General features: G+C 68.9%; 19 protein-coding genes and 3 pseudogenes. 10 read left to right on the top strand and 12 right to left on the bottom strand.

Features of this window, described 5'->3' with window-relative positions; all coding sequences use genetic code 11:
- Positions 1–231 precede the first annotated feature (231 nt).
- Complete coding sequence (locus PV679_RS32160) at positions 232–660, top strand: hypothetical protein (protein WP_319684318.1); 429 nt, start codon at positions 232–234, stop codon at positions 658–660.
- A 412-nt stretch (positions 661–1,072) separates the two neighbouring features.
- On the opposite strand, the gene PV679_RS32155 is transcribed toward PV679_RS32160, so the two are convergent.
- A complete protein-coding gene (locus PV679_RS32155; RefSeq protein ID WP_319684316.1) occupies positions 1,073–3,457 on the bottom strand; it encodes a GH92 family glycosyl hydrolase in 2,385 nt (794 codons plus the stop codon).
- 58 nt (positions 3,458–3,515) lie between these two features.
- Between PV679_RS32155 and PV679_RS36270 the strand changes: the two genes are divergently transcribed.
- Complete coding sequence (locus PV679_RS36270) at positions 3,516–4,124, top strand: MarR family transcriptional regulator (protein WP_416069849.1); 609 nt, start codon at positions 3,516–3,518, stop codon at positions 4,122–4,124.
- Here the strand turns inward: PV679_RS36270 and PV679_RS32150 are convergent.
- Positions 4,103–5,323, bottom strand: a complete 1,221-nt coding sequence (locus tag PV679_RS32150) for a cation:proton antiporter (protein ID WP_319684314.1) — start codon at positions 5,321–5,323, stop codon at positions 4,103–4,105. The two genes, PV679_RS36270 and PV679_RS32150, sit on opposite strands and share 22 nt — an antisense overlap.
- A 318-nt stretch (positions 5,324–5,641) precedes the next feature.
- Positions 5,642–6,838, bottom strand: coding sequence for a carboxymuconolactone decarboxylase family protein (locus PV679_RS32145; protein WP_319684312.1), 1,197 nt, complete (start codon positions 6,836–6,838; stop codon positions 5,642–5,644).
- A gap of 452 nt (positions 6,839–7,290) precedes the next feature.
- Here PV679_RS32145 and PV679_RS32140 point away from each other — a divergent pair, with 452 nt between their 5' ends.
- The gene (locus PV679_RS32140; protein ID WP_319684310.1) at positions 7,291–7,614 is read left to right on the top strand and encodes a helix-turn-helix domain-containing protein; all 324 of its coding nucleotides are present in this window, start codon (positions 7,291–7,293) and stop codon (positions 7,612–7,614) included.
- Positions 7,615–7,828: 214 nt separating this feature from the next.
- On the opposite strand, the gene PV679_RS32135 is transcribed toward PV679_RS32140, so the two are convergent.
- Positions 7,829–8,107: a hypothetical protein gene (locus PV679_RS32135; RefSeq protein ID WP_319684308.1), complete on the bottom strand. Its 279-nt coding sequence runs from the start codon at positions 8,105–8,107 to the stop codon at positions 7,829–7,831.
- Between the two features lie 120 nt (positions 8,108–8,227).
- On the opposite strand from PV679_RS32135, the pseudogene PV679_RS32130 reads away from it, so the two are divergent.
- The 6 genes and pseudogenes from PV679_RS32130 to PV679_RS32105 form a co-directional block, all read left to right on the top strand.
- Positions 8,228–8,535: pseudogene (locus PV679_RS32130) on the top strand (SDR family oxidoreductase); the annotation flags it as partial.
- A 312-nt stretch (positions 8,536–8,847) separates the two neighbouring features.
- Positions 8,848–9,237: a peptidoglycan-binding domain-containing protein gene (locus PV679_RS32125; RefSeq protein WP_319684306.1), complete on the top strand. Its 390-nt coding sequence runs from the start codon at positions 8,848–8,850 to the stop codon at positions 9,235–9,237.
- 610 nt (positions 9,238–9,847) lie between these two features.
- Positions 9,848–10,066 carry a hypothetical protein gene (locus PV679_RS32120; RefSeq protein WP_319684305.1) on the top strand — a complete coding sequence of 73 codons (219 nt, stop codon included), beginning with the start codon at positions 9,848–9,850 and terminating at the stop codon, positions 10,064–10,066.
- A gap of 62 nt (positions 10,067–10,128) precedes the next feature.
- Positions 10,129–10,446: pseudogene (locus PV679_RS32115) on the top strand (ATP-binding cassette domain-containing protein); the annotation flags it as partial.
- Positions 10,443–11,840: a hypothetical protein gene (locus tag PV679_RS32110; RefSeq protein ID WP_319684303.1), complete on the top strand. Its 1,398-nt coding sequence runs from the start codon at positions 10,443–10,445 to the stop codon at positions 11,838–11,840. The pseudogene PV679_RS32115 and the gene PV679_RS32110, both read left to right, overlap by 4 nt.
- Positions 11,837–12,412: a hypothetical protein gene (locus PV679_RS32105; protein WP_319684301.1), complete on the top strand. Its 576-nt coding sequence runs from the start codon at positions 11,837–11,839 to the stop codon at positions 12,410–12,412. Before PV679_RS32110 ends, PV679_RS32105 begins: the two co-directional genes overlap by 4 nt.
- A gap of 664 nt (positions 12,413–13,076) precedes the next feature.
- Here PV679_RS32105 and PV679_RS32100 read toward each other — a convergent pair.
- Genes PV679_RS32100 through PV679_RS32085 form a run of 4 tightly spaced genes read right to left on the bottom strand, consistent with a single transcriptional unit; the run spans position 13,077 to position 20,905 of the window.
- Positions 13,077–13,757 (bottom strand): ABC transporter ATP-binding protein, encoded by a 681-nt coding sequence (locus tag PV679_RS32100; protein ID WP_416069848.1) that lies wholly within the window; start codon positions 13,755–13,757, stop codon positions 13,077–13,079.
- A gap of 59 nt (positions 13,758–13,816) precedes the next feature.
- Positions 13,817–14,803: an ABC transporter ATP-binding protein gene (locus PV679_RS32095; RefSeq protein WP_319684298.1), complete on the bottom strand. Its 987-nt coding sequence runs from the start codon at positions 14,801–14,803 to the stop codon at positions 13,817–13,819.
- Positions 14,800–17,577, bottom strand: a complete 2,778-nt coding sequence (locus PV679_RS32090) for an FtsX-like permease family protein (RefSeq protein ID WP_319684296.1) — start codon at positions 17,575–17,577, stop codon at positions 14,800–14,802. Before PV679_RS32090 ends, PV679_RS32095 begins: the two co-directional genes overlap by 4 nt.
- Before the next feature lies 1 nt (position 17,578).
- Positions 17,579–20,905 carry an ABC transporter permease gene (locus PV679_RS32085; RefSeq protein ID WP_319684295.1) on the bottom strand — a complete coding sequence of 1,109 codons (3,327 nt, stop codon included), beginning with the start codon at positions 20,903–20,905 and terminating at the stop codon, positions 17,579–17,581.
- 371 nt (positions 20,906–21,276) lie between these two features.
- Here PV679_RS32085 and PV679_RS32080 point away from each other — a divergent pair, with 371 nt between their 5' ends.
- Positions 21,277–22,224: a D-2-hydroxyacid dehydrogenase family protein gene (locus PV679_RS32080; protein ID WP_319684293.1), complete on the top strand. Its 948-nt coding sequence runs from the start codon at positions 21,277–21,279 to the stop codon at positions 22,222–22,224.
- Between the two features lie 554 nt (positions 22,225–22,778).
- Here PV679_RS32080 and PV679_RS32075 read toward each other — a convergent pair.
- From PV679_RS32075 to PV679_RS32060, 4 genes and pseudogenes are all read right to left on the bottom strand, one after another.
- On the bottom strand, positions 22,779–24,212 hold the full coding sequence (locus PV679_RS32075; RefSeq protein ID WP_319684291.1) for an aldehyde dehydrogenase family protein: 1,434 nt from the start codon (positions 24,210–24,212) through the stop codon (positions 22,779–22,781).
- A gap of 247 nt (positions 24,213–24,459) precedes the next feature.
- Complete coding sequence (locus PV679_RS32070; protein ID WP_416069845.1) at positions 24,460–24,903, bottom strand: cupin domain-containing protein; 444 nt, start codon at positions 24,901–24,903, stop codon at positions 24,460–24,462.
- Between the two features lie 270 nt (positions 24,904–25,173).
- The gene (locus tag PV679_RS32065) at positions 25,174–25,668 is read right to left on the bottom strand and encodes an MEKHLA domain-containing protein (RefSeq protein WP_319684289.1); all 495 of its coding nucleotides are present in this window, start codon (positions 25,666–25,668) and stop codon (positions 25,174–25,176) included.
- 3 nt (positions 25,669–25,671) lie between these two features.
- A pseudogene (locus PV679_RS32060) lies at positions 25,672–25,783 on the bottom strand (ketol-acid reductoisomerase); the annotation flags it as partial.

Here is a 25,783-nt window from a genome sequence, read left to right as displayed (position 1 = left end):
ACAACGCTTGTGCTGCCGCCGGCGTCGCGGCGTCCACGCCATCACGACTCCTTGCCTGGCGATGCAAGATTTTCTCAAGGTTCCTCCAAGGTCACACGAGCACAGTGGCACCAGCGCAATCGCAGCCGACCCGTGGCACGGCTTGTCCTGTTCGCAAGGTCGGTCTTCCCTCGCGAAGAAGCAAAAAGAGTTCGATTCCCCTAGAGAGGAAACGCCGTGAGAATAAGTGGTATGCCGGTAGTCACTGGTATCGCCGGTGCCGTCCTGGCCCTGGGGCTCTCCATCGCGCCTGCCCAGGCGGCAGAGTCATCGGCAGCGGCCTATTGTGGGCACACTGGTGACTGGTCTTCGGACATGGGGGCCTACGCCGAATTCGATCTGCAGTGCGTCGTGGGCACTGGCGGCAACTCGGAAGGCATAGTCGTCGAAGGTCTTCTGCACGACTACGCCAAGGACGGACTGGGGCCGCGGCTCTACGTGCAGGCGCTGACCCCCGCTGGCGCTTGGGGGTCGACCACGGAGGTGGCGCGGAACAGCAACGGCTATGACGGGCCGCCGGAGCCCTTCTATTTCAGTACCAACGCTTCCGGTTTCAACGCCCGCTTCAAGGTGTGCAATGGTGGTGTCAGTAGCAATTGCTCGGGATGGTTCGGGGGATAGTCGATAAGGGCTGTTCCGTGATCCCTGGTGGATCAGAGCGCGGCGTCGGATGCGGTGGATCGCAAGGCGGAGGGGCGTCCCCATACTGGGTGTATAGGGACGTTCCGACAATGCGGCGAGGTGCCGTGGCTGTCGTCGCGCGCCCGCCAGGGATTGCGGGACGATTCTTGGTCTCCCGCAGCGACAGGTGTTCCCGATAAGCTCCGCGCGCCGTGCTGCACGGAACCGCACACTGGTGGATGCTGCGGAGACCGCAAGAAGCGGCGGAAACCCTCACCAGTTTCTGGGCCCGGGTCACCTGACACCGCTCCTCACGTTCTTCGCCGACGGAGGCGTGGACGCCTCCACGAACTGGATGGCGAGGCGATCGACGAGCTTCTCCTCCACGCGTCACACGCCGCCGGCGCTCCGCCTACCGCCCGGCACGCGGCCGGACCGGCCCTACCGAGGCCGGCGGAGCGTCACGTGGATCGCTGCCCCAGCTCTTGTTCGGACGGGAACCCATCACGAGCGTCAGCCGCCCGCCGGAGACGATCTCCTCGTGTGTGATCCAGGCTCGGTGCAGCGGCCGTCCGTTGAGCTTCGCCGACTGCACGTAGATGTTCGTGCCGGAGTTGTGCACCGCCTCCACCGTGAACCGTGTGCCGCGGCTCGTGGTGTACGTGACCTCGGGGAACAGCGGACTGCCCAGCGCGTAGACCGTGCTCGCCGGGTTGACCGGATAGAAGCCGGACGCGGCCATCACGTACCACGCCGACATCTGCCCGCAGTCGTCGTTGCCCGCCAGCCCGGCGGGACCCGTGCTGTACGCGTGCTCGCAGATGTACCGGGACCACTTCTGCGTCAGCCACGGCGCGCCCGTGTGCACGAACATGAAAGCCATCTGGTGAACCGGCTCGTTGGAGTGGTTGTACTTGTCGTTCCACTTCATCATGTCCTCGGGCGGCGTCTGCTCGAAGATGTCGTTGAGCCGGGTGTTGAAGTTCTCCCGGCCACCGAGGAGACCGACGAGACCTTCCACGTCGTGCGGAACGAACCAGCCCTGCTGCTCCGGGTTGGACTCGACGCAGCCGTCCTGGTCACCCATCCACGTACCGTCCGCGTTGCGCCCGCGGAACCAGCCCACATCCTTGTTGAATACATTGCGGTAGTTCCGCGCGGTCGTGTCCAGCGCCGCGGCGTCATCATGGTGCCCCGTCGCCTCGGCGAACCGCGCCAGCGCGAAGTCGGAGTACGCGTTCTCCAGCGTCTTGGACAGGCTGGTGTCGACGCAGTAGCCGAGCTTCGTCCAGTTCTGGAAATCGTTGCGATTGGACCGCTCGGCCGGCCCCAGGGCCACATCGCGGCAGTAGCCGTACGCCTTCTCGACGTCGAAGCCCCGCACACCCTTGAGATAGGCCTCGGCGATGATGTTGACCGCCGGGTCACCGACCATGGTGTCGGTGTCCGTCCCGAGCAACTCCCAGCGGGCGAGCCCCTTGACCGCGCCCGACTCGGTCAGCGCGACCAGGGTATTGACCTGGTCCGAGACCACCTGCTCGTCGATGATCGACAGCAGGGGGAACTGCGTGCGGAAGACGTCCCAGCCGCTGAACACGGTGCGTACGGTGAAGTCGTGGTGCCGTACGGGGCCCTCGCCGAACCGCGAGGAGCCGTCCGCGTCCCCGGAGATCCGTGGGTCGATCATGGTGTGGTAGAGCGCGGAATAGAAGATCTCGCGCTGCTTGTCCGTACCGCCGGTCGCCTTCACCTTCCCGGCCACCTTCGACCAGGCGCCACGGGCCCGCGTCCTGACCCGGTCGAAGTCCCAGCCGTCGATGGAGTCGGCGAGATTGCCCCGGGCTCCGGCCACGCTCGTGAACGAGATCCCGGCCTTCACCTGGATCCGCTGCCCGGCCTTGACGGGGAACTCCACGAAGAAACCGGCGCTGTCGCTCGCGCTGGTCTGCTCGTGTGCGCCGCGCGTGACCTTGTCGCCGTCCCAGGTGCCGAGTGAGGCGATGGGCTGCTCGAACCGCATGGAGAAGTACACCGTGTAGCTGGGGCCGTTGCCGCAGATCCAGCCGCCGCCCGAGCGGTCCGACCGCATCGAGCCCTCGACCGTATGCCTGTCCACGAGCCTGAACTCCTGCGCCACGGTGTGCGATCCGTCGAAGCCGATACGGCGGGCCAGATCCACCTTGAGCCGTCCGGTGCCGGCCTCGTGGAACGTGAAGCGCAGGATGCCGGCGCGCTCGCCGGCGGTCAGCTCCGTCCGCACCCGGTAGCGGTCCAGCTCGACGCTGTAGTAGCCCGCCTCCGCGACCTCGGTGTCCTTGCCGAATGGACTCTTGGCCGCGTCACGGTCCACGACGAGGTCTCCGGTCTCCGGCATCACCTGGAGATTGCCCAGATCGCCGTAGCACCCGATACCGCCCAGGTGCAGAAAGCTGAACCCCTCGATCGTGGTCATATCGGCCGAGTAACCACTGCCGTTGTCACCGCCGCTCACCGTGTCCGGGGACAGCTGGACAAGCCCGAAGGGAGTGACCGCGCCCGGGAACGTCTTGCCGCACGCGGTGTCCGGCGATGTCGTCAGCGCGCCGGTGAGCGGATTCATGAAGTCGACAGCCGTGACACGCCGTACGGTCCTCGTGGCCTGTGCCACTGTCACGGCGGCGGGCGAGGACAGGGCCGGAGCGGCGCCCCGGCCCGCCGCGACGGCGGAACCGCCGCTCCCGAGCGCGACGAGCGCCGCCGCACCACCGCCCGCCAACAGGAATCCGCGCCTATCGAACGGTTCGTCTTGGGTGCGCACGAGACTGCCTCCCGCGCGGTACGGAGGGGCGTACCGCTATTGACAACGTTGTCTTCCGCTGAGCAATCTCCGTCACCGCGACGCGGACTGTCAAGGAGCGTGCCGGATCTTTTACTCGGACACTGCCCGGCCGCCTCCCAGTCCCCGAGCCGTATGTGAATTCCTGACGGTCCGTCATGTATTTCCTGGCCTCGCCTCTGTCCTCCGGGCCCTCCACAGGGCTCTCGGACCCGACTTCGGCGTACTCACCCGCGTCGTCGAGACAGGCGGCGGTCGGCTGCGGCAGAGCCGCTTGGCCGAACTCATGGGTGTCCATCGCAGCAGGCTGTCCCATCACCTCACTCGGATGGAAGAACGAGGGTTGATAACCCGCGAGCGCGCGGTCGGCGGTGTGGACGTCGTTGTCACTGATGACGGGCGCCGAGCCACCGAGCGGGCCCGTCCGGTCCACGCGGCTGCCGTCCGGCGACACCTGGTGGACCGCTCTTGGAGCGGCGGACCACTCCGCTGTCCTGGCGATCCTCGAACGGCTGGCCGTCCCACCTACCATGCCGGACCCGACATCTTGTGCCCGATCAAGTCGGGTGCACGAGGCAGCCCGGAAGGCCGAGCGGCCGTTGTGCGGGCCGACATCGGTGTGAGGTTTCAGATCTGGCCTCCGTGGTGAACCGCGGTTGGCTGAGCGTTGTGACGGCGGGTTTCTCCGCGTAGGAGGGCGAGGGCTGCCGGAGGGAAGAGGACGACGGAGAGAAGACCGGCGGCGATCAGTGCGGAGGCGGTCGCGGATGAAATGGTGTTGAGCCTGAGCCCTATGGTGGCCGCCGCGACGATGACGGGCAGTGAGGTGGCCTGGAGGAGTCCGCTGGCGATGGATTCGGTTCGGGTCAGGCCGCCGGAGCGGTAGAGGAGTGCGGGCAGACCGCGCGCCAGGAGAAGTGCGGCCAGAAACAGAGGGACGCGGAGCACCGTTGAGGCGTTGGCGAACAGGGCGCCGAGGTTGAACTGGATGCCGCTGGTGACGAAGAAGACGGGGACGAGGAATCCGTAGCCCATGCCGTTGAGTTTGGTGTGGAACTGAGGGTGGGTCTGATCGGGATCCGGGTCGATGAGCCGCAGCGCGGCGCCGGCGATGAACGTCCCGAGGATGGCTTCGAAGCCGAATCTCATAGCGATCGCGGATGCTCCCACGACCAGGAGCATCGACAGGCGGACGCGTACTTGTGCGCTGGTGTCGGCAAGTGTGTTGACGGTGTGGGTCAGCCGGGTGGAGGTCTTGGCCCGGAGGCTGACCGCCACCACGGTGGCGGCCAGTGCGACGAGGCTGAGCAGGAGGAGGAGTTTGGAGCCGATGCTGGTGGAATGCTCGGAGAAGAACAGCGCCAGGAGCACAATGGCGAGGACTTCTCCCGCTGAGGCTCCGCCTATGGTCAGTTGACCTACCGGCCGGTCGGTCGTGCCCGAGTCCTTGAGGACAGGAACGAGCAGCCCGAGGGAGGTGGCCGTGAGTGCTGTGCCGATCAGCAGAGGGTCTTCCGCCGCTCCCGCACGAGTGAGGAGCCATCCGGCGACGGCGGCCAGGGCGAGGGTGCCGACGAGGCCGATGCCGACGAGCCGGGCGCGTACGCCGCGCAGTTGCCGGGTGTCGATTTCCAGACCGGCCAGGAAGAGCAGGAAGCCGAGGCCGATGGTGGCCAGTGCGGTGACGGCGGTGTCCGCGCGGACCGCGTTGAGGACGGCCGGTCCAAGGACGATGCCGACGACCAGTTCCAGTACCGCGCTGGGGATGGGAAGGCGCGGGGCCAGGGCGAGAAGGAAGGGGATGGCGGTGGACACCGCCAGCACGACCACGAGGTTGTCGTAGGACATGGATGGTGCTCCGTTGAGGGCGCGGCGCGGCCGGTGGTGGTCGGCGCTTCCGGCAGGTGTGGGGCCGCAGCCAGTACGTTCCCTGGTTCGGGCTGGACGGCGCTCCTACGGGGACCTTTCCTCGCGGCCGGGCGCCGAGTGCGGAAGGTGCCGTGGAGACGGACAGCTGTGCTGCCGTGGAGACGGACAGCTGTGCTCTCGGGACGAACCGATGGCGGCTGTGCCGCCGCCATCGGGCTGGAGAGGTGGGAATTCTGCCGGTCGTTGCGCGTGGAGCAGTCACAAGACCGGCAGAAGGCGGGCCTTTCCCTGGCTGGTTCAGTTGCTCAGGCCGGCGGCGTCGCGGCGGGTGAAGACGGTCTCGGCGGTCTCGATCGCATCGCCGGCCCTGACGAAGCCTCCGACGGCGGCCATCAAGGTGATGGTCTCGACGATGTCCTCGCGGGTCACGCCGGCGTTGAGTGCTGCCTCGATGTGGAAGGCGAGCTGCTCGGTGACACCGCCTTGGGCCGTGACGGCCGAGATGAGGGCGAGGTGCTTGGCCCTGTCGTCCAGGCCGTCACGGGCGAGCAGGTCGCCATAGAGATGGCCGACGGCCAGCCGGTGCAGACCCGGGGCGTATTCCTCGGCGACATCCCATCCCTCGCCGCGCGGCAGCCCCTCGGGGTTGAGCTGCGCCAGAGCTGCCGAGCCCTTCTCGAAGCGGGCGTCCGGCCTTCCGCGGCCGGTGTTCACGGTCTGGGGTTCGTGCGGCTTGGCGGTGCCGCGTTCGTCACGCTGGTCGAAGACCTGCTTGCCGTAGCGCAGGGCCGTCATGGCGTTGGTGATGCCGATGTCCAGCGCGAGATGGGTGAAGATCTCCGCGACCTCCTGGCGGGTCCAGCCGGTGTTGAGAGCGCCGTTGGTGTGCCAGATGATCTGCAGGGGCGTGGAGTTGACCGCCACGTAGGTGCTCATGACGAACAGCTCGCGGTACTTGATGGAGGTGCCCGGGTGGAGGAAGAGGTCGTTGTAGAAGACTCCGATCACATCCCGCCAGAAGTGCGGTGCCAGTGTGCTGATGGCGGTGTACGTCTCGTCGGTCGGGCCTGCCGGGTAAACTTCGAGGATCGTCTTCTGCGCGCGCTCCGAGCGCTCCTGAGGGCTGCCGCCGGGGGCGTCACCCTCGACCCAGACGCGCTCGGCCTCGGTGCTCACCTGTTTGTCGTCCCGCTCGGCGAAAACCTTCGCCGCCACGGCGATGGCGTTCACGGACGTCGGTGTGCCCGAGGCCTGCGACATCGTGGCCAGGCCCTCGACGATGGTCTGCTGGGTAGCCCCGGCATCGAGCGCGGCGTGCATGTGCGCCGCCAGCCGTGACACACCCTTGCTGCCGATCGGGGCCAGCGCCGCGACTGTGGCCAGCTCCCGGTCCATCACCGACAGCGCGGGTGTGGTGGCGTACGTGTCCAGGAGGGACTCGTACTGGTGCTTCAGCTCTGCGGCGGCGGCACGGGCGATGTTCTGCTCAGTCATTCTGCTGCTCTCCTGGATGTCCCATGGGGATCTGTGGGTAATGGTCGGTGCTGCGGACGGGCCACGCGAAGGGCAGGCATGCAACAAAGGTACGATTTTCTTCGTACCTTCACGTCGCGAGTGCCCCGCGTGAGGTCCGACTCGGCCTCTAGGTACGTCTCTATGTGTACCTAGCCGATGAATGACAGTTAACACCGTCGGAAGGTATGAGGCAAGGCGTACCTTCAGGTTCCGGTTCGGTGCGCGTCTCGCGCTGCGCAGGCGGGTCGAGCGAGACGGATCCAGAGGTCAGAGACAAGATCGAAGCGGCGATTTCCCGTGGTGACATGCTTCGGGGCGGCCGTCTGCGGGCAGGCCGGTTTTCCGTGTCCTGGAGGGGCGGGAGGGGTGCGTGGACTGCGGCGCCACAAGCAGGTACGATAATAGCCGTACGTGTCGGAAGGGAGTCAGCTGTGCCTGCGGCGAACGATGACGCATTTCCCGGCGTCGAGGACATGGACCTCGGCAGGGTGATGTCTGCTCTCTCCGACCCGCTCCGTCGCTCCGTCGTGCTGGAGCTGCTGGACATGCCCGAAGGCGAGGAGCGGACCTGCGCCTCGTTCCGGCTGCCTGTGTCGAAGTCGTCGCAGACACACCACTTCCGGGTGCTGCGCGAGGCCGGGATCATCTGGGACCCCAACTACGGGAACCGCCGGGGTGTGACCGTACGCCAGGATGACCTGGACAAGCGGTTTCCCGGTCTGCTCGACCTGCTTCGCAACGAGCGCGGCGAGTAAGTGGCCGAGCGGGCGCTGTCCGGCTCGTCAAAGCCGCTCGAAGAAGTGCCCCTGCCCGAAAATACATCCTCCGCGGACGAGTCCGGTCGCGGACCGGTCCTCGGACACGGCTCACCGGCGCGGAGGCGTGCGGAGTGGTTTCGGCTCTCGGATACTGATGACCAGCGCGGCGCGTCATTCGACCGTCGTGGAGGACATCGCGGCCTCGTGCCCGCTACTCCTCCTCCTGGCGTTCTTCCACTCGGCTCCTGACGGTCCGCTCCACGGCGGACCGGTCAAGGGCTTCGTTCTTCGCGTACCGCGTGATCGCGTCCGTGGTGTCTCGGTCGAGGTCGCGCCATGCGCGCAAGGCAGTCTCGTACATCGCCCTCTGTCCCTCGGTCCACTGCTCGACGGTCGGCGGCCCGAACGCCTCGCGCAGTTCTCTGGCGCGGTCGTGCGCCCTGTCGGCGGCGTGCTGCAATTCGACCAGTTCATCCAGAGTGTGAGCCACGTACGTATCTTAAGGACTCTTCGCCGGAACAGGGCTGAACATCCACTCAGTCATCCGGCGCACGAAGGACCGCCGTGTGAGGTGATTCGGTCTTGTTCTTCGGGAACCCGTCATTTCCCGCAGGCGTACCGGCCCAGTCCGCACCTCCTGGACTACGCCATGACGAAGGGGGCGATCGTCACCTTCACGCGAGGGCCGGCGCAGATGCCGGCCGAGGACGGCATCCGGGTGAACGCGGTGGTTCTCGGGCCCGTCTGGGGCCCTTTCATCCCCGCGACCATGCCCGACACCACGTCGTTCGGGAAGCAGGCCACTCTCGGGCGGCCGGCGCAACCCGCCGAGATGGCTCCCGCATATGTTTTCTCGCCTCACCGCAGGCCGGCTACATCACGGCGGAGATCCTCAACGCCACCGGCGGCAGCGCGTAACGCCGGAAGCCGTCGCCTCCACCACCCGCACCTTGGCGGTTGACGCGGTACACCTGGCGGGACTCCTCACGTCCGCTTCCTATCCTCCGAGGCGGGCTTTTGATGGTGAACTCCGCACAGCACAAGGGTAGTTGCCGCATATTGTTACGTGCGCTTCAATATCTTCGCCTCTGCGGTTGGTCGAACCTGTCCGGGTCGACCGCGTGAGGTCGGCGTCGGCTTGCTCCGGTGAGCCGGACACAAGGCGTCGAGCTCGCGGATCACGGGCTTGACGTGCACACCTTCACCCACGCAGATGGAGAGGGAAAATCCATGAGTGTACGCAACCGCGCGGCCGTGGTGGCCGTTGTCATCGGTCTGTTCGGCTGGCTGCTGGCCGGCCCCGCCCCGACGGCTTCGGCCGCCACCTACTCGTGCAGCAACACCCACATCAGCGGCAATACGTGGCAGGCCGGCTACTACAGCGGTATGACGGTGATTCCGTCCAAGACGGGAGTGTCCGCGGCCGGTATCGAGGCGCAGTGCATCCTCAAGAGCCGCGGCTACAACCCCGGCACCATCGACGGGGTCTTCGGTCCGAACTCGCGGGAGGCCATGAGACAGCTCCAGCACGCCGCGAACTCGTACAACGCCGGCCTGGACGAGGACGGAATGCCTGGTCCCCTGTCGTGGGGCTACCTGCGGGTCGCGTTTTGGGGCTGAGCGCCGGCTTCGCCGAGCGAGCAACCCTGCGGTGAGTCGGCGGGCCGCGGCCCGCCGTGGGATGAATACGTCGCCGCCACAACGCGGTTGGGCGCTGTCCGGTACACCGCATGCTGTTGGTGGTTCCGCCTCGCTGGAGGAGATCCAGCGAGGCGGAACGCTGTGTTTCGACGTGCGAGGTGCCGTCCGAAAGGCCGCCGCGGCAACGGCGTTGATGCTGTTGTTGGTGTCGATCAGCGTCCGTCAGTGGGACCGCGATCAGGGAGCGGCCACGTGGCCGGACTGCCGACCACACCACGTCGAACCTTCCGTTGTGCAGGCCGTTGAGCAGGTCCTCGGCGAGTCCGTTGTGATACGCGGCAGTACGCACCGGGCCGCCGGCGGTGCCGGCGCGGGCAGGCCCGTACGGACATGATCTCGGCGGGGCCTGCCAGACGCACGGGTTCCGGAGCTGCTTCCAGGCATGCGTGCGTTTCCCGCATGTGGCGGGGATCACGTCGGGGCGAAAACCTGCGGCCCGTGCGCGACGTCTTGTGGGTGTGAGATCAGTCAGAAAGGCCCCGGGCGAGCTGGCCGACGAGCGTCTCGTCCGGCTGGTGGCCAAGGGGGTATGAGCGTGGAACACGCGTCGACGTGGATCATCGGCGGTTACGCGCGCGGTGACACGGACATCGCCGCCGACGAGGTGTGGCCCCTGGAGGCCCATCCGAGTATGACCTTCGCCCCGCAGACGGCCGGTCTGCCTGCGCGGGGGCTGATCCGCGCGCTCGGCATTGGCGTCGTGATCGCCCGCAGGGGCGCGTACTCCGTGCTGAGAGTGCATCGTTGACCATCGGAAAGGATCACCACATGATGACCGCGGTGAGCGCGGCTGACATCGCGCCGACGGCCTACTACAAGCGCTTCACGGTGCGCGAGTTCGTCGAGTACATGGCGTGGCTGAAGGAGGTGCCCAAGGCGGACATCCGCACAGCGGCGCAGCGCGCCGTGGAGTGGGTGGGCCTGGCCGACCGCGCCGACGAGAGGACGAAGACCCTGTCCGGCGGCATGGTGCGGCGGGTGGGCATCGCCCAGGCCATCGTCAACGACCCGACGATCCTGCTGCTGGACGAGCCGACGGCCGGCCCCGAACACCCGGGCGACAGCCCGCTGGAGCGCGGCCACTCGGCGCTGCTGCTCAACCCCGGTCAGACAAGGGGCACCTGGTGAACGTCCGTGTTCTGCGCATCGAACTGAGGCGCTCCGTCGCCCCGTTGGCCGGTGCCGTGGTCCTGGCGACCGCGCTGGCGTTCCTGTACCTGCTGAACGGCGCGTGGTGGAGGGGCACCACGGCGTGGACGGCCCAGTGGACGTCCATGGCCCTGTGGACCCGCTCCCTGCTGCTCTACCTGTGGCCGCTCGCCGTAGGGCTCGGCGCGCTGCAGGGCCTGCGCGACCACCGCTCGAAGATGTCCGAGCTGCTGACGAGCACGCCGAGGCCCGCCTGGCACCGTGCGGCCACGACGGCCGGCGCGACGGCGATCACGCTGGCCTCGGCCTTTGCGCTCCTCGTCCTGGTGGGCGCGGTCCAGGTGCTCGCCAACACCGAGTACACGCACCTCGGGTGGCTGCCGATCTCGCTGGTGGGGGCACTCTTCCTCGTCGCGGGTGCCGTGCTGGGCATGGGTGTCGGGCGGGCCCTGCCGTCCGCGCTCACCCCGCCCATGCTGGCCATGTGCGCCTTCGTGTTCATGGCCCTCTTGCATATGTCGTTGGGCCGGACGGAGACGACCACGGCGACGGGGATCCCGAGCACGGAGCCGAACCGGGTCTCCCTGCTGTCACCGGCGGTGCAGGAGGTGCGCGATGTGCTCGTCACGCTCTCCGCCTCCGTGCACGTCGGGCAGACGATCTGGCTGCTCGGCCTGGCCGCGACCGGCTTCGCGCTGCTGGTCGCCGCGACCCCGCGCGCCCGGCTGATCGCCCTGACGCCCGTCTTGGCGGGAGCGGCACTCGCCCTGCTCGTCCTTCCCTCCGACCCGCGCCGGATATATGTCGTCGACGAGGCCGCCGCGGAGCTGGTGTGCGACGGTCCGGTGTGCGTGGCCAAGACGCACCGGGCGCGACTCGCCGACCTGGCGGGTCCCGGTAAGGAGGCGCTGCGCCTGCTGCACGGCGCCTTGGGTGGCCGGGCGCCGGTCTCGGTCCGGGAGAACACCGCCGTACTGCCGGAGGGCGCCGTGCCGCAGTGGTCCCGCGAGACCGTGCTCTTCGACTTCGACGACGAGATCATCGCCGCCGCGAAGGACGAGGAGCTGACCCGGGCCCTGATCGCCCAAGGCATGGTGCCAGGATGCTCTCCCGTCGGCTGGAGCAGCTTCGGCGGAGAGGAATTCGCGCGGACCGTCGCGGTGGCCTGGGTCCTCGGGGACCTCAGGCCGCTTCCCGGCACAGAGCCGGCAGGCTTGCGCCGCGAGGTCGACGCCGAGACCCGCCCGGTGTGGAAGGAACTCAAGGCGCTTCCGCGGGCCGAGCAGCTCTCGCGGATCAACACCATGCGCGCCGCCGCGCTCTCCTGCGAGGGCGACGCGTTCGACGCGCTGAACGGCGGTGCGTCCCGGTGAGATGGCTGACGCTCTACGCGCGCTCGCGTCAGATACCCGCGTCGCTCGCCGCGGTGGTGATCAGCGCGGTGGCGGTGTGGGCACTCGCCCGGGACGGAGGCGAGGGACCCGGTGATCCGCGGCTGCCCGCGTTCGTCCTCGCTACCGGGGCGATGGCAGCCTCGATCGGGCTCAGCGGGCAGGACCTCGCGCTGGACCGGGCGGCCGCGATCCGCTGGGCACCCCGCAGAGCGGCGCACGTGCTGCTCGCCGGAGCGGTCGTCGGCACGGTGCTGCTGATCGTGCAGACCATGGGCGAGGACATGGCCACCACCGCGTTCGTCGTCCGGGACAGCGCGGGCCTGATGGGACTGGTCGGCCTGGGCGCGGCGCTCTCGGGCGGCCAGTACGCATGGACGCTGCCGTTCGCCTCGCTCGTGTTCTCGTTCTTCGCCCCGCCCGCCACGAGTGTGCCGATGCAGGTGGCGACCTGGATGTTGCTGCCACCCGGCACGGCAGCGGCCACCTGGACGGCCCTGGGCCTCACGGTCGCCGGCGCCGCGGCCTACGCCGTCGCGGGACCGCGACGGTAACCGGATCGGGCCACGGCTGTGATCGTGCGAGGCCGCCGTCCTCGTGAGCGTCACGGCCCCGCCGCGGCGCTCACGAGGACGGCGGCCAGAAGAGAAGGAGTCGCACGGCGCGCAGTTGTCGTACAACGTCGCGCACGCGCTGCGCCTGCGCGATACGCCGCGCTCGAATGCCGTACGGTCCAGCGGACCGGTCACCCGGCACTGCCAGGACTCGTTGTACATCGGCACGTCTCTGGTGAGCTTGCTGAGCACCCACAGGCCCTGCCGCACCGGAGCGATCGGCGCGGCTCGGCGTCCGCCGGCGCGCTTCGCGAGCGACGCCTCGACCATGGCGCGCCGCCGGTTCCAGCGGCTCGGCTCGTCCTCGTCGGCAGGGCGGTTCATCAACCAGGGCGAAGAGCCGGATGTGAACTGCACCGGTCCTGCTCCACAAGTTCGCGAGCGATCAGCAGACGCATTGTCCAGTAATCCTTCGCCGGAATCGTCTATGCGGAGCCTGCGGCTGCTTCTCGTCGGACGGAACCGACTTCCAGATGGACGGAGTGGTCAGGAACGCTGAAGCAAAAGGTCCTTCAAGTCCGTTGCACAGGGTCCGTCAAGTCCCTTGCCGCCGGCGAATTCATTCGAGGAGCGCGAGTTCGCTCCCGTGGAAACAATACGGTGGTCAGTGCTGTACGCGTTCCTCGGTGATTTCGCCGTCGTTGAGTTCGAGGACCCGGTCGGCCAGTCCGAGCCACTGGGTGTCATGGGTCGCCACCAGCGCCGTCACTCCCTCACTGCGGACGAGTGCCTGAATGAGGTCCATCACCACCACGCTCGTGCCCGCGTCGAGCTGGCCCGTCGGCTCGTCGGCTATCAGCAGCACCGGCCGGTTGGCGAGAGCGCGGGCTATCGCGACGCGCTGCTGCTGGCCGCCGGACAGCTCGCCCGGGCGCTGGGCGGCATGTTCGCCGAGACCGACGAGGGAGAGCAGGAGTCCCACTCGCTCCTCACGCGCCCGTGGCTCGGACTTGACCAGCCGCAGCGGCACACCGACGTTCTCCGCCGCGGTGAGGATCGGAATGAGTCCGAAGGACTGGAAGACGAAGCCGATCCGGTCGCGGCGCAGCCGCAGAAGCTCTCGCTCTCCCAGTCCGGCCAGGCTGACGCCGTCGACCGTGATCTGTCCCTCGTCCGGTACGTCCAGCCCGCCGATCAGATTGAGCAAGGTGGTTTTGCCGGAGCCCGACCGGCCCTTGAGAGCGACCAGTTCGCCGCGCCCGACGGTGAACGACACGCCTCGCAGGGCGTGTACGGCGCTCGCACCGGAGCCGTGGGCGCGACGGACCTGGTCGACCCGGACCATCGGATCGTCGTATGGGGCTCGCTCTACGGCGGCGGTGCGCGGTTCGATTGCCTTGGCCATCAGTTTCCTCTGTCCGTGGAGTCGTCCGACGTCCCTTGTCCTGCCGCGCCGTTCGCGGCGTCGGGCCACACGCCGATGTGGTCACGTTCCAGCTCCAGCGCGACCCGGTGCTCCATACCGAGCGCCGCGATGTACTCGGCGGGAAGCTGGAGTCGGCCGACGCGGTCCAGCGTCGCGTACTCGCGCGTCACCGTCGACTCCTGGCCCTCGGCGTCGATCTCCGTGTGACGCAGCACCTCCGACGAGGTGCGACCATCGCGGATGGCGACGGTACGCCGGACATTGTTCGCCACGGCCTGGTCGTGGGTCACGATGACGATCGTCGTGCCCAGCTCCGCGTTGGCACGGCGGAAGGCCGCGAAGACCTGCTCGCCGGTGGCCGAGTCGAGCTCGCCCGTCGGCTCGTCGGCGAGCACCACGGAAGGGGAATTGGCGAGGGCCACGGCGATCGCCACCCGCTGCTGCTGACCGCCGGAGAGCTGGTACGGGCGCCGGTCACGGCAGTCGGAGATCTCCAGCATGGCCAGCAGGGACTCGACGCGCTCGGCCTTGTCGCGCGAACGTCCGCGCAACTGCATGGGCAGCGCGACGTTCTGAGAGGCCGTCAGATACGGCAGGAGATTGCGGGCGGTCTGCTGCCACACGAAGCCCACGACGTCCCTGCGGTACCGCAGACGCGCCGAGGCGTCCATCGCGAGGAGGTTGTGTCCTGCCACTCTGGCCGCTCCGGCCGTGGGAACGTCCAGGCCCGCCAGGATGCTCATCAGCGTTGATTTGCCACTGCCGGACGCGCCGACGAGCGCCATCAGGTCGCCTTTCTCGACGACGAGGTCCAGGCCCTGCAAGGCCTGGACCTCCACGCCGTCGGTGGCGAAGATACGGACCAGACGATCACAGGTGATCAGCGCGTCGTGGCCGTGACTCACCGCGTCGCGGCGTGCGGCCGCGCGCTGCTCCAGTTCCGCGAACGTGGAGTCGGACATCATGCGTCTCCTGCCCTGAGTTCTTTCGAGGTCACCTTGCGGACCGCCCACCGGGCCTGCACCGCGGCCACCGTGCTCGTGAGGACCATGACGCCCACGGCCGGCAGCACGAGCGACCACACCTCCGGCCGTAGGACGGCGGCGTCGACCACGGCGGAATCCGAGGAGCCGGGCAGAGCGAGTCGCAGTACGTCGGCTCCGGGCGCCAGGAGCACGATCGTCGCCCATCCCGCCAGCGCGCCGCCGGCCGCCGCGAGTGCCGACTGCGGCAGAGCCTCCAGCCGGAACAGCCGGCGTCCCTGCCGGGCCGTGAGACCCATGGTGCGCAGCAGGGCCAGCAGCCGGGTGCGCTCCGCCGCCGTATGGAGCAGCGAGAGCAGCACGGCGAGCGCGGCGTAACAGATACCGGCGGCGACAGCCGTCGCGTAGATCCGTTCGGCACCTTTCTGGAGCGGTGAGGCGACAAGCTTCGCTCTGACGTCGGCGCGTACGTCGACGGAATACTGCGTGCCCGACTCGCGGACCGCAGCCCGCAGAGTCTTCCCGTCCACTCCGTCGCCGGAGACCAGCAGGGTCGTCGCGGCGGAGCGGGGCAGGCGCGTACGGTCGACGATCAGGAACTCGGTGGTCGCGCTCGCGGGAGTCCGGGAGCGGACCGCGGCGACGCGGACCGTGATGCCGCCCGCCGGAGTGCTGAGCCTCCGTGGGTCGCGCGTGAGCAGCTTCGCGACACCTGGCGAGGCCACGACCGGCAGGACGCTCCTGTCGGTGTCGCGCGCCGAGTGGTCCGGCCTCAACACGCCTGCGGGAAAGGCTCCCAGGCCGAGCTGGCGGGCCAACTGGGCGTAGGAGTCCGGTTCCACCGCGACCATGGTCGCCTCCACGGGCGCTCCTTCGGCAGGGTTGACGTTCACGCTCCGCTCGATCCTCACGGCCGTCACGGACCGTACTCCGGAGACGGCACGCACCGCGCGCTCCATGCCGGCCGGCAGCTCCGCGCCGCCGGGTGCGGAGATCCGGGCGTCGGCACGGACGGCCAGCAGCGCCGCCCGGTCCCGCGTGTCCGCGACCCCGGCGAGGACCGCCTGGCCGAAGGCGGCCGTGCTGAGAGCGATGACAAGCACGAGGAGTGACAGCGCTCCCGTCATCGGCGCGCGGCCGGCCCGGGCCAGCGACAGAAATCCGACCGAGCCGCGCAGCCGCCTCGCCGGACGGGCGGCCAGCCGCAGCGGCAGCGGATACAGCCGGACCAGCACCATGGCCGCGATCAGTCCGACCAGTACGGGTGCGGCGCTGACGAGATAGTCACCCGGCGCGGTGGCGCCGCGTCGCCGCAGAGCCGCGACAGCGCCGACGGCGAGAACCAGCACGCTCAGCTCGAAGACGGTGCGGCGCCGGCTCGGCCTGCCGCGTACCAGGTCGTCCCGCTCGCCACGCGTCCGCGGTCTACGGTGCGCGGTGACCGCGCGGAGCGGTAGCGCGCAGGAGGCCAGTACGGCGACCGTCGCGGCGGCGAGGACGGCGGGCAGCACTCGCGTCCCCGGCACGAGCGCGACGGCGAGGAGCAGACCGGCGGCAGCGGCGGGCAGTGTGACCACGGCCGTCTCCGCCAGCAGCCGGCCTCCGATGCCCGGCAGAGAGCCGCCACGGGCCCGCAGCAGAGCCAGCTCCGTGCCGCGGCGGCTCGCGTACAGAGCTCCGGTCAGCGCGAGTACGACGGCCGCGACCGTGCCGATTCCCACGGCCGCGACCGTCACCACCGGCGCGATCGCCGAACGTTCCGCGTCGTACGCGAGGAGGATCCCGTCCAGGTCGGCGCGCAGGGAGGCGTTGTCACCGGCGGCGGCCCGCAGGCGCAGCAGACCGGGTCCGTCCTCCAGCGAGGTGATCCGTTCGGAGAGCGAGGCGAGATGCTGCGCGGTGAGCCCGGTCGGATCCGGTGCGACGCGCCAGTACAGCTCAAGCTCACCACCGGTTCCCAGCAGAGCCGGCGCCGCTTCCGGGGACAGGAGCAGCGCGGCCTTCCAGTAGAACAGCGGCGGCTTGTCGCCGTTCGAGCTGAGACCGGGTGTGCGCAGGAGGTCCTGGACCGACCAGTAACCGTCCTTCGGCCGGACCGGATCGACGATGCCGCTGATCCGGACGGTGAGGCGGGACGGTCCTGGCGCGCCGACACGCACCACCGTGCCGACCGACAGACGCAGCGTCGCGGCGGTGGCCGATGTCACCGCGGCTTCGACGTCCTTCGTCGCCGCGGTCACCCGCTCCCGGGCCACCGGCAGTCGTCCACGGCGTACGGTCGCGTGCGCCGCCAGATCCGCCTGGGCGGCGAGGACGAACCTCGGAGACTGTCCGTCGTGCCGCGGCAGCCAGGGATCGTTCGCCACCAGCGGCTTACCGGTCTGTACGCCGTGGGCGGACTGGCCCGGGTCCCCGCGTACCGGCTCCTTCGCCAGTACCGCGGTCACCTTGCGCCGGACGGCCTCCAGGGCGGCCGGCCGCAGCGCGTCCTCCCGTGTGGCGGCGTCGAGCTGAAGCCCCGGCTCGGGCGAGCTGACCTCCAGCGCGCGGTGCGGCGGCGTGACGGCGGCGACGGTCTCCCGCAGTCCCCGGGTCTCGTAGACATCGACGGCGCGGGGAAACGCGGCGGCGAGGAACGCGGTGAAGACGACGAGCAGACCGAAGACGGCAGCGGATCCCGGTGCGGTACGGAGCCGGGTCCTGACCCAGGGAGCGACCGGACGCGGACGTCCCGGCCCGACCGGACGGCTGCTCATGTCAGTTCACTCCCTGGTCGCGCGGTTTTGTCGAGGGGTCCGCGGTGCGGGTGGCGACCAGCGCGACCGTCAGCAGCGGGAGCGCGGCGACCGCGCAGAGGAGGAGAACGACGTGCGGCAGCGGCAGTTCGACCCGTACGGGCGGCAGAGGAGCGGTGGCGCGGCTGGTCAGAACGATCAGAGGGACCAGTGTTCTGGTCAGCGCCGCGCCGAGTATGAGGCCCACGATCAGCGCGATGCCGACGAGCATGCCCTGCTCGGCGGCCACCGCTCGGACAAGCTGCCACCGCGGTGTTCCCAGGGCGCGCAGGACGGCGAGTTCGGCCGAGCGCTCGCGCTGCGAACCCACCGCCGCGGTGGCGAATCCGACAGCGGCGAGCGCGGCGGCGGCCAGGGCGACGACAAGCAGCGCGGAGCCGGGTCCGGCGCCGAGAGGATCGTCGAACAGATCGTGCGCGACCTCGTCACGTACCACGACGTCGGCCGGGTCCACGTCGGGACCGCCTCGCAGGATCGCCGCGACCTTCCCGGCCTCGCGCGGACCGGTGCTCAGCCACCACTCGTTGGGCGGGAGCCCACCGCCGTCGCGTTGCACGAGCACCTGGTTGACGGTGCGCAGGTCCAGCAGCAGCGCACCGCCGTCCCGGCTGTCGTCCTCACCCGGAAGCTCCGTCGCCGTCTCGGGTGGAGCGGTGGTGGGAAGCCGGCGCACGGTGTCGACCACCGTGACCCGCAGTCGCGCGCCGGCGAGCGTCACATCGACGCTCTGACCTTTCCTCGCGCCGGTCGCGCGCAGGAACCCCTCGGTGGCTATGCCAGGAATTCGCGGCGGTGCCGGTGTCCGTACGACGCCGACGCGCACCTCGACGTCCTCGGGCGGCGGATACGGAGCGTCCTCGGGAACGCTGGATCCGACCGCGTACACCACGGACAGTGGCGTCGCCGCTGTCGCGGCCGTGCGCAGCGTGGCGGCCTTCCCGGCGACCCCGTCGACCGTCGTGGTGGCGGAACCCGCCCAGCGCAGGCCTGGCGGTACGGGGACGGGGCGCGCCGCTTTCCCGGGTCCGGCAGCCGTCAGGCGCTCGACGCTCAGGCGCTGCTCGCCGCGCGCGCCGGGCGGCACGCGTCCGCTCAGGACCAGACCGGTGAGCGTCATCTGCCCGTGAGGGGCCGTGCGGATCCGCGAGGCGGCCTCGTCCAGGCTCACGGCCAGGGAGTGGATGGCGCCGTCGGACGGTATCTCGCCTGCCGGGATGCGGTACGGCAGTCCGTAGCCGTCCTCCAGGAGCACCGTGACCGTGGGAAGGAAACCGGCCGTGGACGCGGCTCCCGGCCGGCCGATCCGCAGGTCGAGCACCAGCCGCCGGGTGCCGGCCGGCAGTGCCGCGCCCGGGTGGGAGGCGTCCTGCGGCAGGAGTGCTTTCCGCAGGTCGCCGCTCGGACGCCGGGCGAGATCCCGCCTCAGCAGCAGTTGATCCTCCGACTCCGTGGTGTCGAGGGCCAGCACGGTGGCGGAGCGGTTGCCCGACAGCTCCAGGCTCGCACGATGGGCGGGGGCCGCCGCGCGCACTCCCGGCAGTCCGGCGTAACGGCCCGCTTCGCCGGGCGAGATCTCCTGGTCGGCCACCACGCGGACCGAGGTGCCCGCGCGGAAATCCGCCTGGTCGTTCTGCGAGCGCTCCCAGGAGGCGCTCTGACCGATCGCCAGCACGCCCATCGCGACCGCGAGGACCAGCAGCAGGGCCGGTCCCGCGCCGCGCGACAGCCGACGGCTGAACTGCCAGCCCGCCAGTGCCGCCGACACGCCGCGCCCACGGGCCGCGACCCGCTCCGCCAGTCGCGCGGCCGGCGGCAACAGGCGCAGCGCGAGGACGGTTCCGGCCAGCAGTGCCAGTGCGGGCGCGGCCACCAGGAGCGGATCGATACCGAGCTGTCCCTCGCGGTCACCGGTGAGGGCCCCGCTCGTCCGCCGCTCCAGTTGCCAGAGGGCCACGGCGGCGAGGAGCAGCAGGCCGAGATCGGCCCCGGCGCGTACGGGAGCGGGCAGCGCCGCGGAGCGGCCTCGCCGTCCGACATCGGCCGAACGGACCAGAGCGGGCGCGAGCAGCGCCATCGCGCAGCACGCCGCGACGAGGGCCGCCGTGACCCAGACGCGGGACGGATCCACGTGGTGGGACGCGGGCACCGGACCGCCGGCGACGGAACCTTGGGTCATGAGCCGGACCAGCGGACCTGACGCGGGCGGGGCACAGAGCGCCGCCGGGAGGGTCAGCGACAGCGCCTCCGCGCACGCGAGCGCGGCGATTCTCCGTCTGGAGGCGCCTCGCGCCGCCAGGAGTTGCGTCTCGGCGGCCCGCTCACTGCTCAGCAGCCGGGAGACGAGCAGCAGGGCGTACGCGGCCAGGAGTACGAGCTGCACGCCGACGATCATCAGGGTGGAGCGGGACACCAACAGGGCACGTTCGGCCCGGGTGAGCACGGTGGCCAGCCCGCTGTGTGCGGTCACCGACCCGGCCAGCGCGGGATCCTCGCTCAGTTCCTCGACTCCGCGTGTGGCAGCGGTGCGCAGCGCGCCGATCCGGTCGGTGCCCACTCCGCGGAAGTCGGCCGTCGCCAGCCAGCCCGTGTCACCGTCGCTGACACGTCCCGACGACAGGGCCGAGGGATCGGCCAGCAGCGGCCCGTAGGCGGTGAAGACGAGCCGGCTGAGACCGCGGCCGCGCAGGCTGTCGAGCTGCCAGTACGGATCGGTCCGGTCCACGACGCGGTACAGGCCCGTGAGCCGTACCGTCAGAGGCTTGTCGGACAGCCGGTCGGTGAGTGTCAGCACGCTGCCCGGACGCAGCTTCAACTCCTGTGCCACGCCGTGCGGAAGCGCGACCGGCAGGGGCCGGCCGGCGGACGGCGCCGGACCGGGCAGCGTCCCCGCCGTCAGCTCGATCCGGGAACGGTCCAGTGCCGCGACATAGGTGAGATCGGGGTATGTGGACGAGGCCGCCGGGTCCTGGAGGGCCGACGGCAGGGCGTACGGCCCGGACCGCTCCAGTCGGCGTACGGTCGTCGGCAGGCCGCCGAAGGTTTTCCGGGCACCGCGGACCACCGCGGCCTGTGCCGCGTCCCGCCTCTCGTGAGGGATTCCGGCGGTGACGACGAGGGCGGTCGAAGCGGCCTCACGTCGGGCCAGGGTGTAGCGCAGCGCGTTGTCGCCGACCGAGTCGGACAGTGCGACGAGCGCGGTGAGTACGCACGTGGTCAGAAGGATGGCGAGCAGGGCGGCGGTCAGCAACAGGCGATGTGCCTGGACCCGCAGAAGTATGAACCCTGTCACTCGTACCTGCCCGCCTGAGCATCACCGTGGCTTGTCGCCCGCGTTCGGAAACTGTCCATGGGGGCGGGTGGCCCGGACACACGGACCCACGGAGGCGAAGGTTACAACATGTGTTGTCGGGGCCGGAGGCGGTGAGGGCAACCGCCGAGCCGACGGTGTCACTCGGAGTGGTCCGCCTCTGGCGTGCGACCTCCCGGACGAGTGAGGAGCGCCTGAGTGCTCGGGGCAGCCGCTGAGATCCGTCGGCCGGGCCAGTCCGGTGTCCGCGTGAGAGGTTGGCCGAGGAGAGAGGAACGGCGGAACCACAGCGCTCGGACAGATGCAGCGTGTCGTATCGAGTACCACGGCAGAAACGAACTGGAAGGTGGCTCATGGCTACGAGAATCGCCATTCTTGACGACTATCAGAACGTGGCACTCAGCTTTGCCGACTGGGACTCACTGGATGCCGATGTGATGGTCTATTCGAAACCGTTCGCAGATGATACCGCGCTGATCAAAGACATTGCTTCGGCGGAGATTATTGTGGCGATGCGCGAGCGGACGAGATTCCCTGCTCAGCTACTCGGCAGGCTGCCCGAGTTGAAACTTCTTGTCACCACCGGGCCATACAATGACGCGATTGATGTGGCTGCGGCCCGGGATCTGGGGATTGTGGTCTCGGCCACCGGATATCTGGAGTCTCCAGCGGCGGAGATGACATGGGGGCTGATCCTCGCGGCTGCCAGGAATATCCCGGGCGAAGTGCAGTCAATGCGCCAGGGCGGCTGGCAAACCAGCGTGGGAACAGACCTGAGCGGGAAGACGCTGGGCCTTCTGGGACTCGGCAAGCTTGGGAAGAGGGTGGCAAAAGTCGGACAGGCTTTTGAAATGCGCACCATTGCGTGGAGTTCGCATCTCAGTGCCTCGGAAGCGATGCGGCACGGCGTAATGGCCGTGTCCAAGGAAGAGCTGTTCGCCACGTCCGACATCGTGTCGATCCACGTAAGAGGCGGTGATCGCACGCGAGGGCTTGTGTCTGCGGTTGAGCTGTCATTGATGAAACCGACAGCGATTCTGGTCAATACCTCAAGAGGTCCCATTGTGGACGAAGACGCCTTGGTGGAATCCCTCAGCAGGAAACAGATCGGAGGCGCGGCCATCGATGTCTACAACACCGAGCCTTTGCAACCGGACCATCCTCTCCGGGGCCTGGACAATGTAGTTCTCACTGGCCATATCGGATATGTAACCCATGAGCAATATGAGGTCTTTTACCGAGACGCCGTCGAAGATATCGCCGCGTTTCTCTCCGGCAGACCGATCCGTGTCCTGCCGTAACCGCTTCGCTCGGCTCCTCCACCGGGCACGGCCTCATAGCGTTGTCCGGTCGAAGACGACGGAAATTCCACACAGACTGCAACGGAGTCAAAATCCACCACGGCGAGAGCCTCGCTGTCCGGATCCTCACTTTTGCCGTGTCATCTTGTCATCTCCGCGCAAATCCGCCGCCCGTTCGTGCGGCAGCACGACAGTGGACGGCCACAAAGAAATGGCGTTGACCGTACTGGGCCCGGCCATATCGACCGTGCCTGCGTTCGCCGTTGTGACAGTACACGGCGTCAGATGGCCCAATGTTCAGTGAGCTTTTCAAGCCGGCCCGGTGCCGAGGATCCACTCCGGGCCAGTCATGCGCGGCTGACCGGAGCATCTCCCGCAGCCGAGCCGAGCGGCGGATCCGGCCGCTGTGGTGCGGCGGCGCCGGGTTGTCCCACACATGGTGTGGTCGATGCCGCCGACGAGTGGACGGGAGGCGGTCCGGATGTTGTGGCCTTGACGTGTGGCTCCTGCCGGGGTCGGGCTCGTCCCGGCAGGAGCCACACGGACCGCTCATGTCAGCTCGTGATGGCCTTCGTCTCCAGGAACTCTTCCAGACCGGCGCGTCCCATCTCGCGTCCGTTACCGGACTGCTTGTAGCCGCCGAACGGGGCCAGGAAGTTGAACTGTCCGCCATTGATGTCGACCTGGCCGACACGGAGCCGTCGGGCGATGGCCAGTGCGTGCTCCGGCTCGCCCGCGACCGCGGCGTTGAGACCGTAGACGGTGCTGTTGGCGATGGCCACCGCGTGGTCGTCGTCGGTGTACGGGATCACGACGAGGACCGGTCCGAAGATCTCTTCCTGTGCGATGGCGGAGTCCGGGTCGACATGCGCGAAGACGGTGGGCCTGACATAGGCGCCGGTCTCCAGGCCCTCCGGCCTGCCCGGTCCGCCGACCACCAAGGTGGCACCGTCGGCGACGCCTCGATCGATGTAGGAGGCCACCCGCTGCCGCTGGACCTCGGAGGCCAGCGGGCCGACCAGGGTGTGTTCGTCGCTCGGGTCACCGACCGGGTAACCGGCGGCGGCGTCGCGCAGCAGTTCCACCACCTGATCGTGCAGCTCGGCCGGGACCAGCATGCGTGTCCAGGCCCCGCAGGCCTGGCCGGCGTTGCTCCAGGCGTAGGACAGGCCGCGGGTGACGGCTTCGCGCAGATCGGCGTCGGGGAGGATGATGTGGGCTGCCTTACCGCCGAGTTCCAGCGCGACGCGCTTCACCGTTCCGGAGGCGACCACGGACACTCGTTTGCCCGCGGCGGTGGAGCCGGTGAATGACACCATGTCGACGTCGCTGTGCGCGGCGATCGCCTCGCCGACAACGGGCCCCGTGCCGTGCACAACGTTCAGAACACCCGGCGGAAGTCCGGCGTCAGCAGTGATCTCCGCGAAGATCCTCGCGGTCAGCGGCGCCAACTCGGAGGGCTTGAGCACCACGGCGTTGCCCGCCAGCAGAGCGGAAACCACCTTCGTCACAAGCTGCTGCAACGGGAAGTTCCAGGGAGTGATCGCACCCACCACACCGACCGGCTCGCGCACGATCAGCGAGTTCGCGATCTCCTCCGTCCAGGGGAAGTCCTCCGCCGCGTCGATGGCGGCGGTCGCCGCGAGGACCGGCAGCCCGGCCTGCGCCATCCGCGCGAAAGAGATAGGGGCTCCCATCTCCGCCGTGATCGTCGCCGCGATCTCCTCCGCGCGCTTCTGTATGCCCTCCACCACACGCCGGAGTACCGCCACGCGCTCGGCTGGGGCCGCCGCCGCCCAGCCGGGGAAGGCCGCGGTGGCTGCCTTCACCGCGAGGTCGACATCCTCGGCCGTGCCCTGTGGAACTGACGAGACGACGGCGCCAGTGGCCGGGTTGATCACATCGAGGACCGGTCCGTCCGAGGGAACCGCGCGTCCGTCGATCCAGTGGGAGGGAAGGGGATAGGTGAATACGCTTGAGTTGTTCATGAGCCCAGAAAACATCGCGGCCAGATGGACAACCAGGGACAGTCTGTCCTGTGATGCCCTTCACATCCCTGCCGGAGCATGGGTTGCCGAGGGCCGACGGATATCCGCGCCGGCGGACATCGGACCATGGCCCGTCACGGTGTGCGAGAGGCGATCGAGGCGACCACGCCGCCACGCTTCCGGGACAGCACACCGTGCCGCCGCCGCGGAGAAGTGGCTCGGTGCCGGCCCGGACGGGCAGCCTTGATCAGACCGTGGGCCGAGGCGCGCGCAAGTGCGCCCGCTGTGCCAGCTCCTCCTCGTCGACGAGTGTGAGCATCGGCTTTCCGGGTTCACACATCATGGTGACGACGAAACGGCTCCACGAGTCCGTCCTGGCGTTACCGTCCTGGTAGTGGATCACGTCGCCGCCCGGCTCCCAGAACGTTTTGCCGGCCTTGATCACACGCTCCGGTTCGCCCTCCAGCTCGAAGCGCATCTCGCCTTCGAGCACATAACCGAACGCAGGGCCCGAGTGGCGGTGCGGAGGGGTTCCGGGGTCGCCGGGCGGATACTCGATGAGGATGGTCATCACGGACCCGTCCTCGGGAATGTACGGCGGCTTGACGTCCTGCAGCGTGGTGAGAGCCGTCTTCCACGCTTCGGACCGCGGCTGCTTGTCGGTCCTGTTCACTGATTCGTCGTTGGACACTGTGGTCACCTCCATGGGTCCCAAGCGCTGATGAGCCGCAACGCTCACACAACTGTTCCACGGCGAGGGCCGGACAAACCCACCAATATGCGGCAGGAATCCCAGGAGCGCGGCCGAGGCGTCCATCGCGAGCGGCGACGTGTCGTCCGGCGCGCAAGCAGGCCGAAGAAGTCGATGAGGCTGGATGCGACACACTCGGCCGATGTGCGCGCTGCCCGCCCAGGCACCTCGGAGGCGCGCCGGGCGGGCAGCGGGACAGTCAGCCTCGCGTCATCCTTCCCCGTGTTCCGACCAGGAGCGGAACACGGCGGCCTGACCGTGAAGGGTTCCGGATTCGTCGATGAGATCCCACATGGTCACGTCCTCGATCCAGAACTCCGATCCGCTGCGGGCTCGCCGCAATCCCCGGTAACCGGTGGCGAATCCCTTGCTCCGGACGGACTGTACGAAGGATTCCCGCTCCGTCTGCCGGTCGGACGCGGCGGACAGCCGGGACGGCATACCGTCGAACTCGTCCCAGCCGTAGCCGAAACAGCTTTGGGCCGCCTGGTTGGCGTAGAAGAACTTGGGGTCGTCATCGGTGTCGTGGGCCAGCAGGCCGAAGGGTGCCGAGGCGTACAGCCAGCGCGCTGCCTCCTGGTGGGATGACCAGCGCGGTGGGCAGAGTGGCGTACCCGTAACCTCCAGGTGACTGCGCAGCAGCAGCGCCGCGAAACCGGCACTCCGCCACAGCTCGGCGGTACGGGTGACGGGTATGTCGGGCACTCGTCAGTCCTCGCTCACCCAGCTCATGAGCTTGCGCAGCTCACGGCCCGTGGTCTCCAGCAGGTGCTCGCTGTCGGCCTTCTTGTACTCGTTGTACTTCTTCAGACCGCCGTGG

The sequence above is a fragment of the Streptomyces sp. AK02-01A genome (assembly GCF_033795305.1).
Lineage (GTDB): Bacteria > Actinomycetota > Actinomycetes > Streptomycetales > Streptomycetaceae > Streptomyces.
This window is presented reverse-complemented; position numbering and strand designations above follow the sequence as displayed.